The organism is Azospirillum himalayense (assembly GCF_042657465.1).
GTDB lineage: Bacteria > Pseudomonadota > Alphaproteobacteria > Azospirillales > Azospirillaceae > Azospirillum > Azospirillum himalayense.
The window spans coordinates 16,310-31,692 of sequence record NZ_JBHSLC010000036.1 but is presented as its reverse complement, the minus strand read 5'-3'; the positions used below and the strand labels follow the sequence as shown (position 1 = coordinate 31,692).

Sequence of the window (15,383 nt, the reverse complement as noted above, 5' to 3'; positions counted from 1 at the left end):
ATAATCCGGCGCGGCTCAAAACCACATTTCTCGCTAAATCATTGAAAATTCTACGTTCCGATTTTTTGTTCGGAACGGCGGGGCAAATCTTGCCGCTTTTTTCAGAACGGGAACACAGCTAGTCTCCATTCAATGAATGACGCAATTCGATAAACTTTTTCTCAATTTCGGACTATTGCCGATGCAGCTTGCGCATGACTCGATCAGACGCCCGGTGCCGCAGACCAATACACAGGTCCGGCGCCCGTCGCACCGCGAGCGCGACCGCTTCGTCGGCTTCGCCTTCGCCGCGGCGGATCTGCTGATCGAGACCGATGCGAAGGGCACCATCCTGTTCAGCGCGGGTGCGCGCTGCCGCCTCACCGAAGGCGACGTGGCGGGTCTGGTCGGCAGCAGCCTGCTCGACGTCGTGGCGCCCAATGACCGCAAGTATGTCACCGTCCTGTTCAAGCGCATCCAGGACAAGGGCCGCATCAAGCCGGCGCGCGTCGTCTTCCAGGGCTGCGACGGCAACCGCTTTCCGGCGTTGCTCGGCGGCTGCCGGCTCGACTCCTGCCCCGGATCGCTCTTCCTGACCGTCCTGCTGGCCTCCGGCCCGCGCAACACGAACGAGGCGCTGGCCGCAGCCGGCCAGCTTCTCGACGGCAACGCCTTCACCCACATCCTGGAGGACCGCATCCTCAAGGCGCGGGAGAAGGGGCTGGACAACGCCCTGACCCTGCTGCTGATCGACGGGCTCCAATCGATGGTGGACGCCCTGCCCGAAGGGGCGGCGAGCGAGGTGATGCAGGGGATCGAGGCCTATCTGCGGGCGATCTCCGCCAACGGCGACAGCGCCGGGCAACTGGCCACCGACCGCTACGGGATCGTCCACGCCTCCGACATCGACGGGCAGGAGGTGCAGGATCACATCACCCAGATCATCCAGAGCGCCGGCGGCGAGCTGCCCGGCGGGATCCGCACTTGGTCGCTGGACGTGTCGGACGAACGGCTGGACCCCGCCGACGCGGCGCGCGCGCTGGTCTACACCGTGCAGGCCTTCGCCTCCGCCCAGGGCGGCGAGTTCACCATCTCCAGCCTGGAGGACGGTGCAAAGCGCATGCTGTCCGACGCGGTGGACCGCATCGGCCGGCTGCGCGCGACCATCGAGAAGCGCGACTTCTTCGTCGTCTACCAGCCCATCGTCGACATCGGGACCCGGACCGTCCACCATCTCGAAGCGCTGACGCGGGTTGAAGGTATGCCGTCCCCGGCGGACTTCATCACCTTCGCCGAGGATGTCGGGCTGATCTACGACTTCGATCTGCTGCTGACGCAGTCGGTGCTGGACACCATGCACGCCCACCGCAAGGAACCGACCCTGCCGGACGTGGCGATCAACCTGTCCGCCAAGACGCTGATGAGCCCGATCTTCCTGCGCCAGTTCATGGCGGTGACCGAGCCCTATGGCGAACTGGCCCGCAAGCTGCTGATCGAGGTGACCGAGACCGTCGTCGTCACCGACATCGCCAAGCTGAACGAGGTCCTGCAGAAGCTGCGCGCCGCCGGTTTCCGCATCTGCCTGGACGACGTCGGGGCCGGTTCGACCTCCTTCCAGTCGCTCTACGGCATCCAGGCCGACTTCGCCAAGATCGACGGGCATTTCGTCCGCGGCGCGGTGCACAACGGGCGCGACATGGCGATGCTGCGTTCCATCGTGGGCGTGTGCGGCCAGCTCGGCCTCGGGCTGATCGGGGAGCAGGTGGAAGGGCCGGAGCACGCGCAGCTTCTGACGGAACTGGGGGTGCCGCTGGCGCAGGGCTACCTCTACAGCCGCCCGTCCCGCGACTTCGCCTATTTCGCGAAGGATTGGGCGAAGATGGCCGGCACGGGCGGCAAGGTCCTCAGGAAGGGCTGACGCGCGGCGGGGGCCGGCCACGCCCGTCCGACGTCAGGCCAATTCGTGCGCGGCGTCGATGCAGTGGCGCGCCTGATCGAGAAGCTCACGGTTGCGGTCCATAAACTGCTTGGCGGCGCCGCAGGCCCCCGGATGCAGCCGGACTTCCGCCAGAAGCCGCTCCGCCTCGTCCAGCGAATTCAAGACCGAGACCGCTGTGTCGATGTCCATGGCCAACCCCCTTGAGCATGGCGTGCTGCATTGCACGCGTTCATCAGGCGGCTATGACAAAAGCATTAATTTGCGCTGCAGCGTATTGGCCATAACGTCGCAGATTTAGAACATTTTAACATATTTCTCACCAAAAGCGTGCATCATGGTCCTTTGCGTCTCTCCAGCGCATCCACCTGTACGCGGATGACCTTCTCCGTCGCGGAGAAGCCCTGCCGGCGGGTCAGGACGACGATCACCGCCGCGGTGGACACCATGAAGAACCAGGGGCCGAGCATCCAGGCCAGCGCCGCCATGGCGAAGTAATAGGCGCGCATGCCGCCGTTCAGCGCCTTGACAGCCAGCGTCATGGCGGCGGCGATGCTGTCCGCCATCGCCGTCTTCTCCTCCGGGGGCACCGGGGGCAGCGGGGCGGAGCCGATCAGGGCGCAGCAGTAATTGTACTGGCGCAGTGCCCAGGTGAATTTGAAGAAGCCGAAGGTGAAGATCGCCACGAGCAGCAGCATCTTCAACTCGAAGAACTCGCGCGTGGTCTGCACCGTGAAGGACAGCGTGCCGACCAGCTTGTGGGCGTTCTCCACCGCGCCGAAGGCGCCGACCAAACCGGCCAGCACCAGCATGTTCGTGCTGGCGAAGAAGGTGCAACTCTGCATCGTGTGGCCGACGAGCTGCGAATCCATGATGCGGTTGTCGCGCTCCAGCATCCGCTCCATCCAATGACGGCGCACCTTCTTCAGATGCTGGTTGACGACCATGCGCCCGCCCAGCATGTGGTCCTGGATCAGCGTGAAACCCGCCCAGCAGGCGAGGAACCACAGGAAGGCGACGGTGTCGAGGAGGGTGATGTCGGGCGTCACGGGCGGACACTCTGGCGCGAGGGGAAGGGGACGGTCCGGCGCAAGGGTGTAGCCGCCCCCCCGCCGCCTGTCCAGGGGCGCCCGGCGGGGACAGGAGGCCCCTACCCCCGCCCCTGCACCGCGTTCAGCACATGGACGCGGATCGCGCTCGACAGGTTGCCGCTGCGGGTCGAATCGATCTCCTCGATCAGCGCGTTGACCGATATCCTCCGCGCCTGCGCAAGGCCCTTCAGCGCCTCCCAGAATTCCTCTTCCAGGGAGACGCTGGTCGGGTGACCGGCGATGAGGACGGAGCGCTTCTTCATGGACGGCGCATGGCCCCGGTCACCGGGGCTTCACCATGGTTTCCGGCTTGACCCACTGATCGAACTGCTCCTCGGTCAGCAGGCCCAGCGCCACGCCGGCCTGTTTCAGGGTCGTTCCCTCCTTGTGCGCCTTCTTGGCGATCTTCGCCGCGTTGTCGTAGCCGATGTGCGGGTTCAGCGCGGTGACCAGCATCAGGCTCTCGTTCAGCAACTGGCCGATGCGCTCGCGGTTGGCCTCGATGCCGACCACGGCGTTGTCGGTGAAGCTGTTGCAGGCGTCGGCCAGCAGCCGGATCGACTGCAGCACGTTGTAGGCGATCACCGGCTTGAAGACGTTCAGCTCGAAATGGCCGGTGGCGCCGGCGATGCTGACGGTGGTCTGGTTGCCCATCACCTGGGCGCAGACCATGGTCATCGCCTCCGACTGGGTGGGGTTCACCTTGCCGGGCATGATCGAGGATCCAGGCTCGTTCTCCGGCAGGGCGATCTCCCCGATGCCGCAGCGCGGGCCGGAGCCGAGCAGGCGGATGTCGTTGGCGATCTTCATCAGCGACACCGCCAGCGTGTTCAGGCTGCCGTGGGCGTCCACCAGCGCGTCGTGGGTCGCCAGCGCCTCGAACTTGTTCTCGGCTGTAACGAAGGGCAGCCCGGTGATCGACGCCACCTCCGCCGCGAAGGCCTCGGCGAAGCCGGTCTTGGCGTTCAGCCCGGTGCCCACCGCCGTGCCGCCCTGGGCCAGCCGGTAGAGCTGCGGCAGCGACGCTTTCACCCGCTCGATCCCGTAGGCGATCTGGGCGGCGTAGCCGGAGAACTCCTGCCCCAGGGTCAGCGGCGTGGCGTCCTGGAGATGGGTGCGCCCGATCTTCACGATGTCGGCGAATTCCACCGCCTTCGCGGCCAGCGCCGCGTGCAGGTGCTCCAGCGCCGGCAGAAGCTCGTGGTGGATCTGCTCGGCCGCGGCGATGTGCATGGCGGTGGGGAAGCTGTCGTTGGACGACTGCCCCATGTTGACATGGTCGTTGGGATGGACCGGCTTCTTCGACCCCATCTCGCCGCCCAGCGCCTCGATGGCACGGTTGGAGATGACCTCGTTCGCGTTCATGTTGGTCTGGGTGCCGGAGCCGGTCTGCCAGACCACCAGCGGGAAATGATCGGCCAGCGTGCCGTCGATCACCTCCTCCGCCGCCTCGACGATGGCGCGGCCCAGCCGGGGGTCGAGCACCTCCAGCGCCATGTTGGCGAGCGCCGACGCCTTCTTCTGGATGCCGAGCGCGCGCACCAGCGCCGGCGGCATGCGCTCCCCGCCGATGCGGAAGTTGCGCAGCGAGCGCTGCGTCTGGGCGCCCCAGTAACGGTCGGCGGCAACCTCGATCGGTCCGAAGCTGTCGGTCTCGGTGCGCATCCCGGTCTTCCCGGTCATGGTCAGGTCCTCGTCGGTTCGAACATCGTTCCGGTCAGCGCATTTTTTCCCGAATCGCCCGCCGGGCAAGGGGAATCAACGCGGAATCCCCTTTGGGCAAGGGTCCGGCCGAATTTGTTCTTGTTGCGTTCCGTTTCCTGCGTTACCGTTTCCGCGTGACCGGCCCTGCCGCCCCCGTTCCGCTGATCCCGTCCAGCCCTGGGAGATTCGAATGAGCGATTTCGCCATGGACCATGTCCGCGCCTTCATCGCCAAGACCCGCGTCGCCGAGATGACGGCGAAGGGCTGGCGCGTGGTCGGCCCCGGCGAGGAAGGCTCCCTGCTGATGGAAGGGCCGCAGCTTGGCGGGGCACCGGTGCGCCTGTCGGCCTTGGTCAACGATCTGTTCGACGACCTGGTCGCCCAGGCGCTGGAGCGCGCCGACCGCATCGACCACGCCGCGGGCCGGCTGCCGCGCGCCGCGTAAGGAGCTACGCCCGGCGCACCGGGCCCCGCAAAGGATGTACTCCGCCCGGCGGGACGGCCTGTTAACGCCCCGCCGCGGCGGCTTAAGGCTTGCGGACGCCGCCGTTCAGGCTCCGCCTCCCTCCCGCCTATGCCGGTCCGGCCGCTACGACCTTCGACGGAAGTCCTTGAAAAGTCTCGCAGCCTCAGAAAGGCGCCCGCTTGTTTAAAGAAAAGTGGTAATCCTTCCGGGTAAAAACTCCCTATATTTGTCGGTCGCGGGGTTACCCCTCAAGACACCAGCCCCGCGGAGCCCCCGTTAGTAAGTCGTTAACCGGGGCATGGCCAAATAGAGACATCACGAACACACAAGACAAAACGGAGTTTTAAAATGCTGATCGCCACCACCACCGAACAGATTACCTCCTCCTCTCGCGTTCACATCGCCCTGGTCGATGAGTTCATCCAGCTGGCGCTGAACCGGATCGACGGCCAGAACGACCCCTTCGTCCGCGAAAGCCTCGCCGACCTGCTGTCCACCCTGCGCGAAGAGCGGTCCGGCTACCTGGACCTGCTGAACGCCGCGATGCCGGCCAAGGCCGCCTGAGGGTCCCGGACGACCTGGGCATAAGCACCCGGGCATAAGTACCGCGTGGTGGCGATGAGGTCGGGGCCATCGACAAGCCCCGACCGTCAGCCCACCGAAGCAGAACAGCGCTTTCGTTCCCTCAAGCCTCATCCGCCTGCGCGGCCAGTGCCGCGATCGCAGCGCCGGTGAGACGGTAGGGAAGCCACTCCTCCATCTGTTTGAAGCCGATGCGCAGATAGAAGTCGCGCGCCGGGTTCCAGTGCAGCACATTCAGGTCGACACGGCGGCAGCCCCGCTCGTCCGCCAGTTTCGCCACCGTCGCCAGCAGCTTGCGGCCTACGCCATAGCGCCGCGCCTCCGGGGTGACGTAGAGATCCTCCACGAACAGACCGGCCCGCCCTTCCCAGGTGGAATAGTTGCGGAAGCACAGCGCGAAGCCGACGGGCTCCCCGTCCAGTTCGGCGATCAGCGCCTCGAACACCGGACGCTCGCCCCAGCCGTCGCGCCGGAAGTCCGCCTCGCTCGCCTTCACGGCGTGGGGTTCGTTTTCGAACGCGGCGAGTTCCCGGACGAAGCGGAGGATGGTCGTGCAATCGGCCTCGATGGCCGGACGGACGGTCACGGTGGGCATGGCAACTCCAGGTCTCACGATGGCGCGACGATAGCCGCGCCGGCCTCACGGCAACAACCGCTTTGCCATCGCCCCCGGGCGGGCCTAGGCTGCGCGCCATGCGGGACATCCAGACCATCGGCGGCTTTTCCATCCGCGAAGCCCGGCCCGGCGAGCGCCACGCCCTGCTGGCCCTGGTCGCGCGGATCGACGCGGAAAGCGATTTCCTCCTGCGCGAGCCCGGCGAGCGGCCCTTCTGGGCGCGCGACCTCGCCGCCTTCCAGGCGTCCGGCAACTCCACCATCTTCGTCGCCGAGGCCGCCGGCAACCGTCCCGCGGACCTCGTCGGCTATCTCAGCGCCCATGGCGGGCGGTTCCGCCGCAACCGCGGCGCGGTGACCCTGGCGGTCGGGGTGCGGCGCGACTGGAACGGGCGCGGCGTCGCCACCGCGCTGTTCGCCGCGGCGGAGACCTGGGCGCGGCGGACCGGCGCGCACCGGCTGGAACTCACCGTGGCCGAGAGCAACAGCCGCGCCCTGTCCCTTTACGAGCGGCTCGGCTTTCTCGACGAAGGGCTGATGCGCGACGTCCTGCGCGTCAACGGCGCGTGGCGCAGCGAGCGTCTGATGGGCAAGGCCATCGGAGCGGAGGGTGTTTCCGAATGGCCCGTCCCGATGCCCGATCCGACGGTCGGAGCGCCGCTCCCGGCGCGGATCGGGCGGCTGGAGATCCGCCCCGCCCTGCCCGCCGACGCCGCCGCCTATCTCGCCTACGACCACGCGGTGCGGAGCGAAACCCACTTTCTGATGCGCAGCGCCGCCGAATCCCTGCCGGACGTTGCGGCGGCCCGGCGGTTCCTTGCCGAACAGAGGATCGGCGACCGGACGGCCACCCTGCTGGCGATCGCGGACGGAACCATCGCCGGGTCGCTGTCGCTGTGGACCGGCGCCTACGCCCGCACCGCGCACGAGGCCGGTCTGGGGCTGGCGGTGCGCCGGGACTTCTGGGCGCTGGGCGTCGGGGGACGCCTGATCGCCGCGGCGGAGCTCTGGGTGCGGGCGCGGCGGCTGCACCGTCTGTCGCTCTGGGTGTTCGGCCACAACAGCCGCGCCCGGCGCTTCTACGCCAAGCACGGCTTCGAGGAGGAGGCGGTGGCCCGCCGCCACAGCCTGATCGACGGGCGGCTGGCCGACCAGCTGTCGATGGCCAAGCTGTATTGAACCAAACCGTAAAGGGGGAGTTACGCCACTCCCGCCGCTGCCCCCACCCCTCCCCCGACCAGTTCCTCGAACCGCGCCAGATAACGTTCCGTCATGCCATCCAGCGAGTAGCGGGCGCGGGCGACGGCGCGGCAGGCGTCGGGGTCCAAGCCCTCGCAATCCTCGATGGCGCGGGCCATCTCCTCGGCGTCCTTGACCAGGAAGCCGGTGACGCCCGGCTCCACGAGGTCGGCCAGGGCTCCGGTCGGGAAGGCCACCACCGGGGTGCCGCAGGCCAGCGCCTCCAGCGCCGCGACGGGGGTCGGCTCCGACATCAGGCTGGGCGCCAGCAGGCAGCGCGCCGCCCCCAGCATCCAGCGCTTGCGCCCGAAGCCGATCCGCCCGAGGAAGCGGCGCTTGGGGTCCAGCCGGGGCCGGATCTCCTCCTGAAGGTAGCGCTGCTCCTCGGCACCGCGGGACAGGCCGCCGCAGAGAAGAAGCTGCATGTCGATCTGCCGCGCCGCGTCCAGCGCGATGTGGAAGCCCATCTCCGGTTCGATGTCGCCCAGGCAGACGGCGAAGCGACGCTTCGGCACACGGATGTGCAGGCGGTCCACCGCCACCCCGATCTCCAGCGGCGGCAGGAAGGTCAGCCCCGGCGAGGCCCCGCGCACCTGCGCGGCGGACACCGGCTGGAGGTGCAGTTTCGCCCGCCGCGACGTCAGGGCCTCCGGCCGGTAGCGGTCCAGCGGCTGGTAGAGCGTCGCCAGGACCGGCACGTCCTGCGGCGGCAGCAGGGCGTCGAAGTCCCGGACATGGATGTGGACGAGGTCGGGCGCATGGTCCTCCACCGCCCCGGCGACCACGGTGGCGACGCGCCTCAGAACGGCCGCCTGCGCCCGCTCGTCCGGCGCCTGCCCATGCGCCCCGCCATGGACGCGCGCCAGCGGGATGTGCGTCCCGGCCACCGCCGAATCCTCCGGCGCGATGACGATCGAGCGGTGCCCGGCGCGGACCAGGGCGGCGTCGATGGCGCCGGCCACCTGCTCCGCCGTGCCTTCGTTCTCCGGATCGGCGCCGATCGGAGCAAAGGGCGACGCCACGGTGAGAATGGTCAATGCCATCGCAGCGCCTCCAGGAAAGGAAGGCCTGAAGGGGCGCCGACGCCCGGGTGAGTGTCTCCTGCCGGGCTGTTCCTACGCTTCACCGCTTCGTTCATCCCATGTCCCTGTGGTGTTATTCATTGGAACTTATTGTCTGACGCACGCCCTTCTTTCTCTCCGACATTTTGGCGGCCCGGAGAACAGCCGGAATCGGGACAGTCCAGTCGCGATAGCACCCTCTTTGTTTTCTACGAAAAAGGGCTTCCGGTAACCGGGGTATTGGAAGTGGTTCGACTCGCGGAAGGGATAGCCGTCCTGCACCGGGCTGCCGACCTCGGAACCGGAAACCCGACCGGACGTCCACAACGCCCAAGGCGGCTTACTTCCAACAGAGGCAAGCCGGGCAACAGAGGCAAGCCGGGCAACCGGGGAACGTCGGATCAATCATCACCGCCCCCCTTGATGTCGAGGATGGAGCGCAACTCCCGCACGCGCCGTTCCGCCGTGTGCTCCTCCAGAACGCGCGACCGCGCGCGCTGGGCCAGCGTGGCCAGATGGCCGCGCGGCAGCATCATCGCTGTCGTCACGTCGTCGGTTTCCCGCGCCACCAGGATGTCGCGCCCCGGCTCGAAGAAGGCGCCGATCCCCTCCCATTCGTCAGAGATCACCGGAACGCCGCTGGCCGCCGCCTCGAACAGCCGGACGGACGGGCACCAGCCCATTGCCTTCAGGGGTTCGCGCGTCACGTTCAGCGTCAGGGTGGAGGAGCAGAAGAAGGCCGCATGCTCCGCCGGGGGCAGATGCTGGACACGCTGGATGTTGGCGCCCCAGGACGCGTCGTCGGGGTAGCCGCCGCCGGCCAGGATGAACCGCCGCCGCCCCAGCCGCCGGGCCGGCTCGAAGAACAGCGCCTCCAGCGCCGCGCGCCGGTCCTCGACCCAGGCGCCGAGATGACAGAGGTCACCGAGATAGCGCCGCACCGGTTCGGCGGGCCGATGGAGGTCCGGGTCGACCCAGGCGTAGAGCGGCGCCACGAACCGCGCGCCCAATTGCGTCTTCAGCGCCTCCAGCGCCTGCCCGCCGGTGCTGCTCAGCACGGTGTCGAATCCGCCCAACCCCTCCGGCGGCAGATAGGCCGGCCGCTCCCCCGTTTCGGAGCGGGACAGGGTGATGTGCGTGTCGAGGTCGTAATAGACCGTGCGCTGCGCCTTCGACCCCAGCACGAGGTGGGAGGCCGCCGCTCCATCCGCACAACCGGAGGTCACCATCGCGACGTCCGCCTCGTCGGCGTGACGCCGCGCCGCCGCCGCCACATCCTCCCAGCGGTCGTAGAGCAGAAGCTCCCCGCCCGGGATGTCCCACAGGTCGCGGTGCTCCGCCCGTTCGGGCGCGTCGCGCTCCAGGAAGACGACGCGGTTGCCCCGCCGCGCCAGGGCCTTGATCAGTCCCCGCCACAGGGTGGCGTGCCCGTTGCCCCAGGAAGAGCTGATGGATTGTCCGAAGATGATGATTTTCATGATGCTGGCGCCATGCTTCCGCCCCCGAGCCTCCATCCCGATGGCCCTTCCGGAACAACGTGCCCCGTCCGATCGTGTTCCGGGCGCCGGGCCCGCGCGGAGGGGGTGCCCCGAGGGTCCGCGGTCTGAACCGGCACGCTGACTTTTCCTTGCCAGAGCTGCATCCACTGCGTGCAGGTTCTGGAAGGCACCTCGTCGTGAAAAAATTTGTATTAAAATGTCGTTTAACCACCTTGAGGGGATGTGAGAGAATAAAAACGCGAAAAAGGGAAATCATCCAATCGTATGACAACCCTTCACCGACGCCCAGAACAACCCAGGCACCGGGACACATCATGCGCAAGACTCTCCTTCCCGCCGCGCTTGCGATGGCTGGCGGCATGGCTTTGTTCAGCACGCCTGCCGCCGCCTGCAACGACGAATCGTACATCGGCACCATCTGCACCTTCGCGTTCGACTGGTGCCCCCGCAACTACATCCCGGCCGATGGCCGGACGCTGGCGATCCGCGAGTATCAGGCACTGTTCGCCCTGGTCGGCTTCCGCTACGGCGGCGACAACGCGAACACCTTCGGCATCCCCGACCTGCGCGGCCGTGCCGCCATCGGCACCGGGACCGGACCCGGCCTGACGAACATCGCCATCGGCGCCAAGGTCGGCCAGCAGGAGCTTCTGCTGTCGGCGGCCCAGGTCCCGCTGCAGCCGCACACCCACACCGCCACCTTCACCGGCACGGGCGGCGGCTCGGGCGGCTCGACCACCGTTCCCTTCACCGGCACGGTCAGCGTTCCCATCACCAACGGCGGCACCCCGGTGTCGGCCCCGACCTCGGGCACCGTCTATCTCGGCGACGCCTCGATCGATGACGGCGGCGCCGGCATCATCCTGAAGGGGCCGTACAACACCAGCGGCCCGGGCACGGGCGCCAAGGTCGCCGGCACGGCCAGCGGCTCCATCACGGTGCCCAACACCGGCATCACCGGCGGCACCGTGGCCGTCGCGCCCGCCTCGGCCGGCGCCACCCAGAAGGTCTCCACCCAGTCCCCGGCGATCGGCCAGACCGTCTGCATCGCCACCGTTGGCCTCTACCCGAACCGTCCGTAACACCGGTGTGGGAAGCCCCTTCCAGCAAGGAGGGGGCTTCCCACCGTTGCGCTCACCAGTAGATCATGGCGTCGGCGTAGAGCCCGCGCAGGTCCTCCTCCGTCACCGGGCGGGGCGCGATGGTCAGCAGCCGTTGCTGGGCCATCGCGCCCCGCACCAGATCCGGGATGTCCGCCGCGCCGTAGCCGAGCGCCGACAGACCGTTGGGCAGATGGGTGGCCCGCATCATGGCGATCAGCCGGGCGGCCAGCACCGCGCCGCCGTCCGCCGGGGAGACGTCGCGGACCTCGGCCCCCAGCGCCTCGGCGGCGCGCAGATGGCGCTCGGGCTCGGCGGAGCCGGTGAAGCGGAAGGCGGCCGGGGCGTTCAGCACCACCGAGATGCCGTGCGGCACCATCGGGTTGGCCTTCTCGTAGCCGCGCGCCGTGAAGCGGTGGTTCATCCCGGCGACGGAGTAGGACATGGCGTGCGGGATATGCACCCCGGCGTTGCCGAAGGCCAGCCCGGCCAGAGTCGCCGCGAACATCAGGGCGTCGCGCGCCTCCTCGTCCGCCGGGTCGTTGACGGCGCGCTCCAGATACTGCCCGCCGAGCCGGATCGCCTGGAGGCTGCCGATGTCCGACCAGGGGTTGGCGCCCTGGTAGGGCGGACGCGGGTTGGCCGCGTCGGGCTTCGGTCGGGAGCGGTAGGAGCGCGCGGTGTGGCTCTCGATGGCGTGGGTCAGCACGTCGAAGCCGGTGGAGGCGATGACGCCGGGCGGCAGGCTGTCGATGGTCGCCGGGTCGACCAGCGCCAGGTTCGGCCGCAGGTAACGGGAAGAGATGCCCGTCTTCACCCGCATCTCGACATGGTCGAAGATGGCGACGCCCGTCGTCTCGCTGCCGGTGCCGCAGGTCGTCGGGCAGGCGATGTGCGGCTTGACCGGACCCGGCACCGGGCGCCCCTCGCCCAGCGGCTTGTTGACGTAGGCGAGGAAGTCCGCCGGGTGGGTGGCGTAGAGGTTCGCCGCCTTGGCCGTGTCGATCACCGACCCGCCGCCGACCGAGACATAGCCGTCGAATTGGCCGTCGCGGGCAAAGGCCGCCGCCTCCAGGAAGGACGCGCTAGTCGGCTCCACCGCGCAGCGGTCGTAAACCGCAACGTCCAGCCCGGCCGCCTTCAGCGACTCAAGCGCCGCCGCGAAGGGCGCGATTCCGGCCACGTGGGGGTCGGTGAACAGGGCCACCCGGCGCATCCCCATAGCCTTGGCGTCGTTCCCCGCCTCCGCCAGCATGCCGCGGCCGAACTTCATCGAGGCGGCCTCCACCGTGAAGCCGCTGTCGCCGTTCGGCAGGATGGGATGGGCGATGGGGGTGGTCATGGGGTTGGTCATGGCTGCGGGCCTCCCTGGCTTTTCTGCGTTCGTTGCCATCATCGGAGCGCGAGAGGGGCCGCCTGTCAACCCGACCGTTCGCTCAGGCGACTGTTTGCCCTCCCTGCGGCGCGGTGCCCTGGAGCCGCCGGTAGAGATAGCCGACGCCGATCAGGCTCAGCCCCAGCCCGAGGAAGGAGGCGACGCGGTACAGCCCGCCCAGCTCGGCCATGTCGCTGAGGAAGACCTTGGCGACCACCGCCAGGATCAGCGCCATCGCGGCGTGGCGCAGCCAGCCCAGCCGGTACCGCAGGGCGGCCACCAGCATCAGCACCGCCGCTACCAGGAAGCCGACGGAATAGCCGTACCATTCGGCGTCCGGCAGGTCCGGGCCGGAGAGGACCGGCCCCTGGAAGGCGTGGCGGATCTCCAGCGCCAGATTCGTGCCGAGCAGCGCCAGCGGCAGCAGCGCGACCCACGGGCGCAGGCGGGCCGGCAGCGGCTCCACCCACAGGAACAGCAACCCGAGCAGGGCCGGAAGCCCATAGGCCAGCAGCAGCGTGTTCGCCACCGGCCACGCGCCCACCGCCTCGTCGCTCCACAGCGGGTTCAGGGCGACGAGATGCAGCGCCACCGCCTGGAGCGCCGCCAGTCCCGCCAGGATGCGCCGTCCCCACACCGCCACCGGCCGCGTCCGCCAGCGCCGCCCCGTCGCCAGCAGCAGGGCCAGCGCCAGCCAGACCAACGTGTGCAGCGCTACCTCGCGCAGCGTGTCGGGCGGCTCGTCCAGCGTGCCGCGGGTCAGCGCCTGGATGCCGAGCGACAGCAGCAGCGTCACGAAGGCCAGCCCGCCGGCCTCAAGCAACGCCACGACCCCGTCGTCGCCCTTGCCGTCCGGCGCGGAGCGCAGCCAATGGGCGGCCAGGAAGAAGCCCGCCGCCGGCAGGCCGTAGCCGTAGACGATCCAGCCAAGGCCGTCCTCCCCATACTCCAGCACGGACGGATTCAGCGCCAGCCGGACCAGCACGGCGCCCGCCACCAGCAGGATCACCGCGCGCAGCGAGCGCAGCCCCATCCGCCGCTCCAGCCACGCCAGCACCGGCACCTGTGCCGCCAATGCCACGGTCAGCCACGCCTCGCGCAGCATCATGACGGCGCCGAGGCTGAGCGCCCCGACCGCCCCGGCGGCGAAGGCGGCCAGCCCGAGGCCGACGCCCGGCTGGTGGCGGTGGCGGGCCAGCGGGCCGGTTCCGGCGACCAGCAGCGCCGCCAGCGCCAGACTGGACACCGGCCACAGCGTGTCGGCCTGCGGCGGGTCCAGCCGCCAGTAGGCGAGCGCCAGAAGCACCACCGGCATCCAGGCCGCCAGCGACGACCACAGCGCCGCCCGCGCCGACCGCCACAGGGCGATGAAGCCACACATCCCGTACAGCAGGGCGAAGCCGCCCACCGCCCACAGGAACCGCCCGGACTGGAACGGCAGCCCCGCGCCCGGCGGCGGCACGATGGGGTGACCGTCGGCGGTGACGGCGGGCGGCGGCAGGGGCCAGCGCGGCACCGTCCAGCCGGCGAAGGCGAGCAGAACCGCCAGCGCGCCGATCCAGGCGACGCCGGCGATCCGCTCGATCCGCCGCCCCGCCGCGACGCAGAGCAGCCCGAACAGGGCGAGCATCACCAGCGAGCCTGTGCGATGGCCGTCCACGGTGACGAGCATCGCCATCAACAGCCCCAGAACCGCCACCGCCGCGACGGCCAGACGGTCGGCGCGCGGGCGCCCCGTCCAGCGCAGCATGTCGAACAGGGTGGTGCGCGGCATCGCCTCGACCGGCCCGGCCAGCAGGGCCGGCATCAGGAACAGCCCGGCGGTCAGCAGCAGGTAGATCCCGACCGGCAGGGCGTCGCCGGGGTTCCAGCCGCCGACGTACCAGACCGGCACCCAGCCCGCCGCCCCGATCAGCGTGCCCAGCCCCAGCCAGCGCCATCCGCGCCACAGCACAACCGTCATGCCGGCGCCCGACAGGGCCAGCAGATAGGCGAACAGCCCCCAGGCCGATCCCCCGATGGACGAGACCAGCAGCGGCGTCGCGAAGCCGCCGAGCAGCCCCAGCGCCGCGATGTACGGCCCTTGGAGCAGCGACAGCGCCATACCCAGCGCCGCCAGCCCGCCGAGCAGCGCGAAGGCGACCGGCGGGGCGAACAGGTCGTAGAGCACATAGCCGCCATAGACGCTGGCGAAGCCGGTGAACAGGCCGGCCGCGGTCAGGGCCGGCGGCACCGGATCGCGGCCACCCGGCTCCGCCCCTCCGCCGCGCTGCCGCAGCCATTCCCCGCCGACCATCAGCGCCGCGGCGGACAGCAGGCCGAGCGTGACGCGCACGCCGGGGCCGAGCCAGCCCTGCTCGATCGACATCTTGATGAAGAAGGCCGCCGCCAGGGCGACCGTGGCCCCGCCCAGCCAGATCAGCCAGCGCCCGGCCAGAGCGTCCTCCAGCCGGCTCCACACGGACAGCGGGGGTGGCGAGGGCTCCGGCGGCGGCTGGACCGGCGGCGGTTCCGGCGGAGCTTCCGCCATGACGGCGGCGTCCACAGCGGGAGCCTCGACCGGCGCGGCGTCGACCGTCACCGGCCCCTGCACCCGCTCCAGTGCCTGCCGCAGCCGGGCGATCTCGCGCTCCTGCGCCGTCAGCCGGCGGTTGAGCCGATGGGCGACGATGGCCCCGATCAGCACCAGAAGAATGACGTCCATGCCCGACCGTCCCGGCTGCGCTTGCGTTCGCG

The 15,383-nt window shown here is 69.4% G+C and carries 14 protein-coding genes; 5 read left to right on the top strand and 9 right to left on the bottom strand.

Features of this window, described 5'->3' with window-relative positions:
• Positions 1–181 precede the first annotated feature (181 nt).
• The gene (locus ACFPMG_RS17830) at positions 182–1,897 is read left to right on the top strand and encodes an EAL domain-containing protein (protein ID WP_376996457.1); all 1,716 of its coding nucleotides are present in this window, start codon (positions 182–184) and stop codon (positions 1,895–1,897) included.
• A gap of 33 nt (positions 1,898–1,930) precedes the next feature.
• Here ACFPMG_RS17830 and ACFPMG_RS17825 read toward each other — a convergent pair whose 3' ends face one another.
• From ACFPMG_RS17825 to fumC, 4 genes are all read right to left on the bottom strand, one after another.
• Entirely contained in the window at positions 1,931–2,107 is a 177-nt protein-coding gene (locus ACFPMG_RS17825) for a hypothetical protein (RefSeq protein WP_376996456.1), read from the bottom strand.
• Between the two features lie 143 nt (positions 2,108–2,250).
• The gene (locus ACFPMG_RS17820; RefSeq protein WP_376996455.1) at positions 2,251–2,964 is read right to left on the bottom strand and encodes a DUF599 domain-containing protein; all 714 of its coding nucleotides are present in this window, start codon (positions 2,962–2,964) and stop codon (positions 2,251–2,253) included.
• Positions 2,965–3,065: 101 nt separating this feature from the next.
• Positions 3,066–3,269 (bottom strand): ribbon-helix-helix domain-containing protein, encoded by a 204-nt coding sequence (locus tag ACFPMG_RS17815; protein WP_376996454.1) that lies wholly within the window; start codon positions 3,267–3,269, stop codon positions 3,066–3,068.
• Between the two features lie 19 nt (positions 3,270–3,288).
• Positions 3,289–4,689, bottom strand: a complete 1,401-nt coding sequence (fumC, locus tag ACFPMG_RS17810) for a class II fumarate hydratase (RefSeq protein ID WP_376996453.1) — start codon at positions 4,687–4,689, stop codon at positions 3,289–3,291.
• A 211-nt stretch (positions 4,690–4,900) separates the two neighbouring features.
• Between fumC and ACFPMG_RS17805 the strand changes: the two genes are divergently transcribed.
• Positions 4,901–5,155 carry a hypothetical protein gene (locus tag ACFPMG_RS17805; RefSeq protein ID WP_103041188.1) on the top strand — a complete coding sequence of 85 codons (255 nt, stop codon included), beginning with the start codon at positions 4,901–4,903 and terminating at the stop codon, positions 5,153–5,155.
• A gap of 369 nt (positions 5,156–5,524) precedes the next feature.
• The gene (locus ACFPMG_RS17800) at positions 5,525–5,740 is read left to right on the top strand and encodes a hypothetical protein (protein ID WP_014239900.1); all 216 of its coding nucleotides are present in this window, start codon (positions 5,525–5,527) and stop codon (positions 5,738–5,740) included.
• 121 nt (positions 5,741–5,861) lie between these two features.
• On the opposite strand, the gene ACFPMG_RS17795 is transcribed toward ACFPMG_RS17800, so the two are convergent.
• Positions 5,862–6,353 (bottom strand): GNAT family N-acetyltransferase, encoded by a 492-nt coding sequence (locus tag ACFPMG_RS17795; protein WP_376996452.1) that lies wholly within the window; start codon positions 6,351–6,353, stop codon positions 5,862–5,864.
• Between the two features lie 98 nt (positions 6,354–6,451).
• On the opposite strand from ACFPMG_RS17795, the gene ACFPMG_RS17790 reads away from it, so the two are divergent.
• Positions 6,452–7,552: a GNAT family N-acetyltransferase gene (locus ACFPMG_RS17790; protein WP_376996451.1), complete on the top strand. Its 1,101-nt coding sequence runs from the start codon at positions 6,452–6,454 to the stop codon at positions 7,550–7,552.
• A gap of 20 nt (positions 7,553–7,572) precedes the next feature.
• Here the strand turns inward: ACFPMG_RS17790 and ACFPMG_RS17785 are convergent, their stop codons facing one another.
• Both ACFPMG_RS17785 and ACFPMG_RS17780 read right to left on the bottom strand, forming a co-directional pair.
• Positions 7,573–8,655: a glycosyltransferase gene (locus ACFPMG_RS17785; RefSeq protein ID WP_376996450.1), complete on the bottom strand. Its 1,083-nt coding sequence runs from the start codon at positions 8,653–8,655 to the stop codon at positions 7,573–7,575.
• 419 nt (positions 8,656–9,074) lie between these two features.
• On the bottom strand, positions 9,075–10,151 hold the full coding sequence (locus ACFPMG_RS17780; protein ID WP_376996449.1) for a CgeB family protein: 1,077 nt from the start codon (positions 10,149–10,151) through the stop codon (positions 9,075–9,077).
• A gap of 335 nt (positions 10,152–10,486) precedes the next feature.
• On the opposite strand from ACFPMG_RS17780, the gene ACFPMG_RS17775 reads away from it, so the two are divergent.
• A complete protein-coding gene (locus ACFPMG_RS17775) occupies positions 10,487–11,254 on the top strand; it encodes a phage tail protein (protein ID WP_376996448.1) in 768 nt (255 codons plus the stop codon).
• A 52-nt stretch (positions 11,255–11,306) separates the two neighbouring features.
• Here ACFPMG_RS17775 and ACFPMG_RS17770 read toward each other — a convergent pair whose 3' ends face one another.
• A complete protein-coding gene (locus tag ACFPMG_RS17770; protein ID WP_376996447.1) occupies positions 11,307–12,626 on the bottom strand; it encodes a hydroxyacid-oxoacid transhydrogenase in 1,320 nt (439 codons plus the stop codon).
• 82 nt (positions 12,627–12,708) lie between these two features.
• Positions 12,709–15,351: a DUF2339 domain-containing protein gene (locus ACFPMG_RS17765; RefSeq protein ID WP_376996446.1), complete on the bottom strand. Its 2,643-nt coding sequence runs from the start codon at positions 15,349–15,351 to the stop codon at positions 12,709–12,711.
• Positions 15,352–15,383 lie beyond the last annotated feature (32 nt).

Coding starts and splice junctions, on each gene's coding strand:
- ACFPMG_RS17830 (WP_376996457.1), top strand. CDS start 182: ATGCAGCTTGCGCATGACTCGATCAGACGCCCGGTGCCGCAGACCAAT.
- ACFPMG_RS17825 (WP_376996456.1), bottom strand. CDS start 2,107: ATGGACATCGACACAGCGGTCTCGGTCTTGAATTCGCTGGACGAGGCG.
- ACFPMG_RS17815 (WP_376996454.1), bottom strand. CDS start 3,269: ATGAAGAAGCGCTCCGTCCTCATCGCCGGTCACCCGACCAGCGTCTCC.
- fumC (WP_376996453.1), bottom strand. CDS start 4,689: ATGACCGGGAAGACCGGGATGCGCACCGAGACCGACAGCTTCGGACCG.
- ACFPMG_RS17805 (WP_103041188.1), top strand. CDS start 4,901: ATGAGCGATTTCGCCATGGACCATGTCCGCGCCTTCATCGCCAAGACC.
- ACFPMG_RS17800 (WP_014239900.1), top strand. CDS start 5,525: ATGCTGATCGCCACCACCACCGAACAGATTACCTCCTCCTCTCGCGTT.
- ACFPMG_RS17795 (WP_376996452.1), bottom strand. CDS start 6,353: ATGCCCACCGTGACCGTCCGTCCGGCCATCGAGGCCGATTGCACGACC.
- ACFPMG_RS17790 (WP_376996451.1), top strand. CDS start 6,452: ATGCGGGACATCCAGACCATCGGCGGCTTTTCCATCCGCGAAGCCCGG.
- ACFPMG_RS17785 (WP_376996450.1), bottom strand. CDS start 8,655: ATGGCATTGACCATTCTCACCGTGGCGTCGCCCTTTGCTCCGATCGGC.
- ACFPMG_RS17780 (WP_376996449.1), bottom strand. CDS start 10,151: ATGAAAATCATCATCTTCGGACAATCCATCAGCTCTTCCTGGGGCAAC.
- ACFPMG_RS17775 (WP_376996448.1), top strand. CDS start 10,487: ATGCGCAAGACTCTCCTTCCCGCCGCGCTTGCGATGGCTGGCGGCATG.
- ACFPMG_RS17770 (WP_376996447.1), bottom strand. CDS start 12,626: ATGACCAACCCCATGACCACCCCCATCGCCCATCCCATCCTGCCGAAC.
- ACFPMG_RS17765 (WP_376996446.1), bottom strand. CDS start 15,351: ATGGACGTCATTCTTCTGGTGCTGATCGGGGCCATCGTCGCCCATCGG.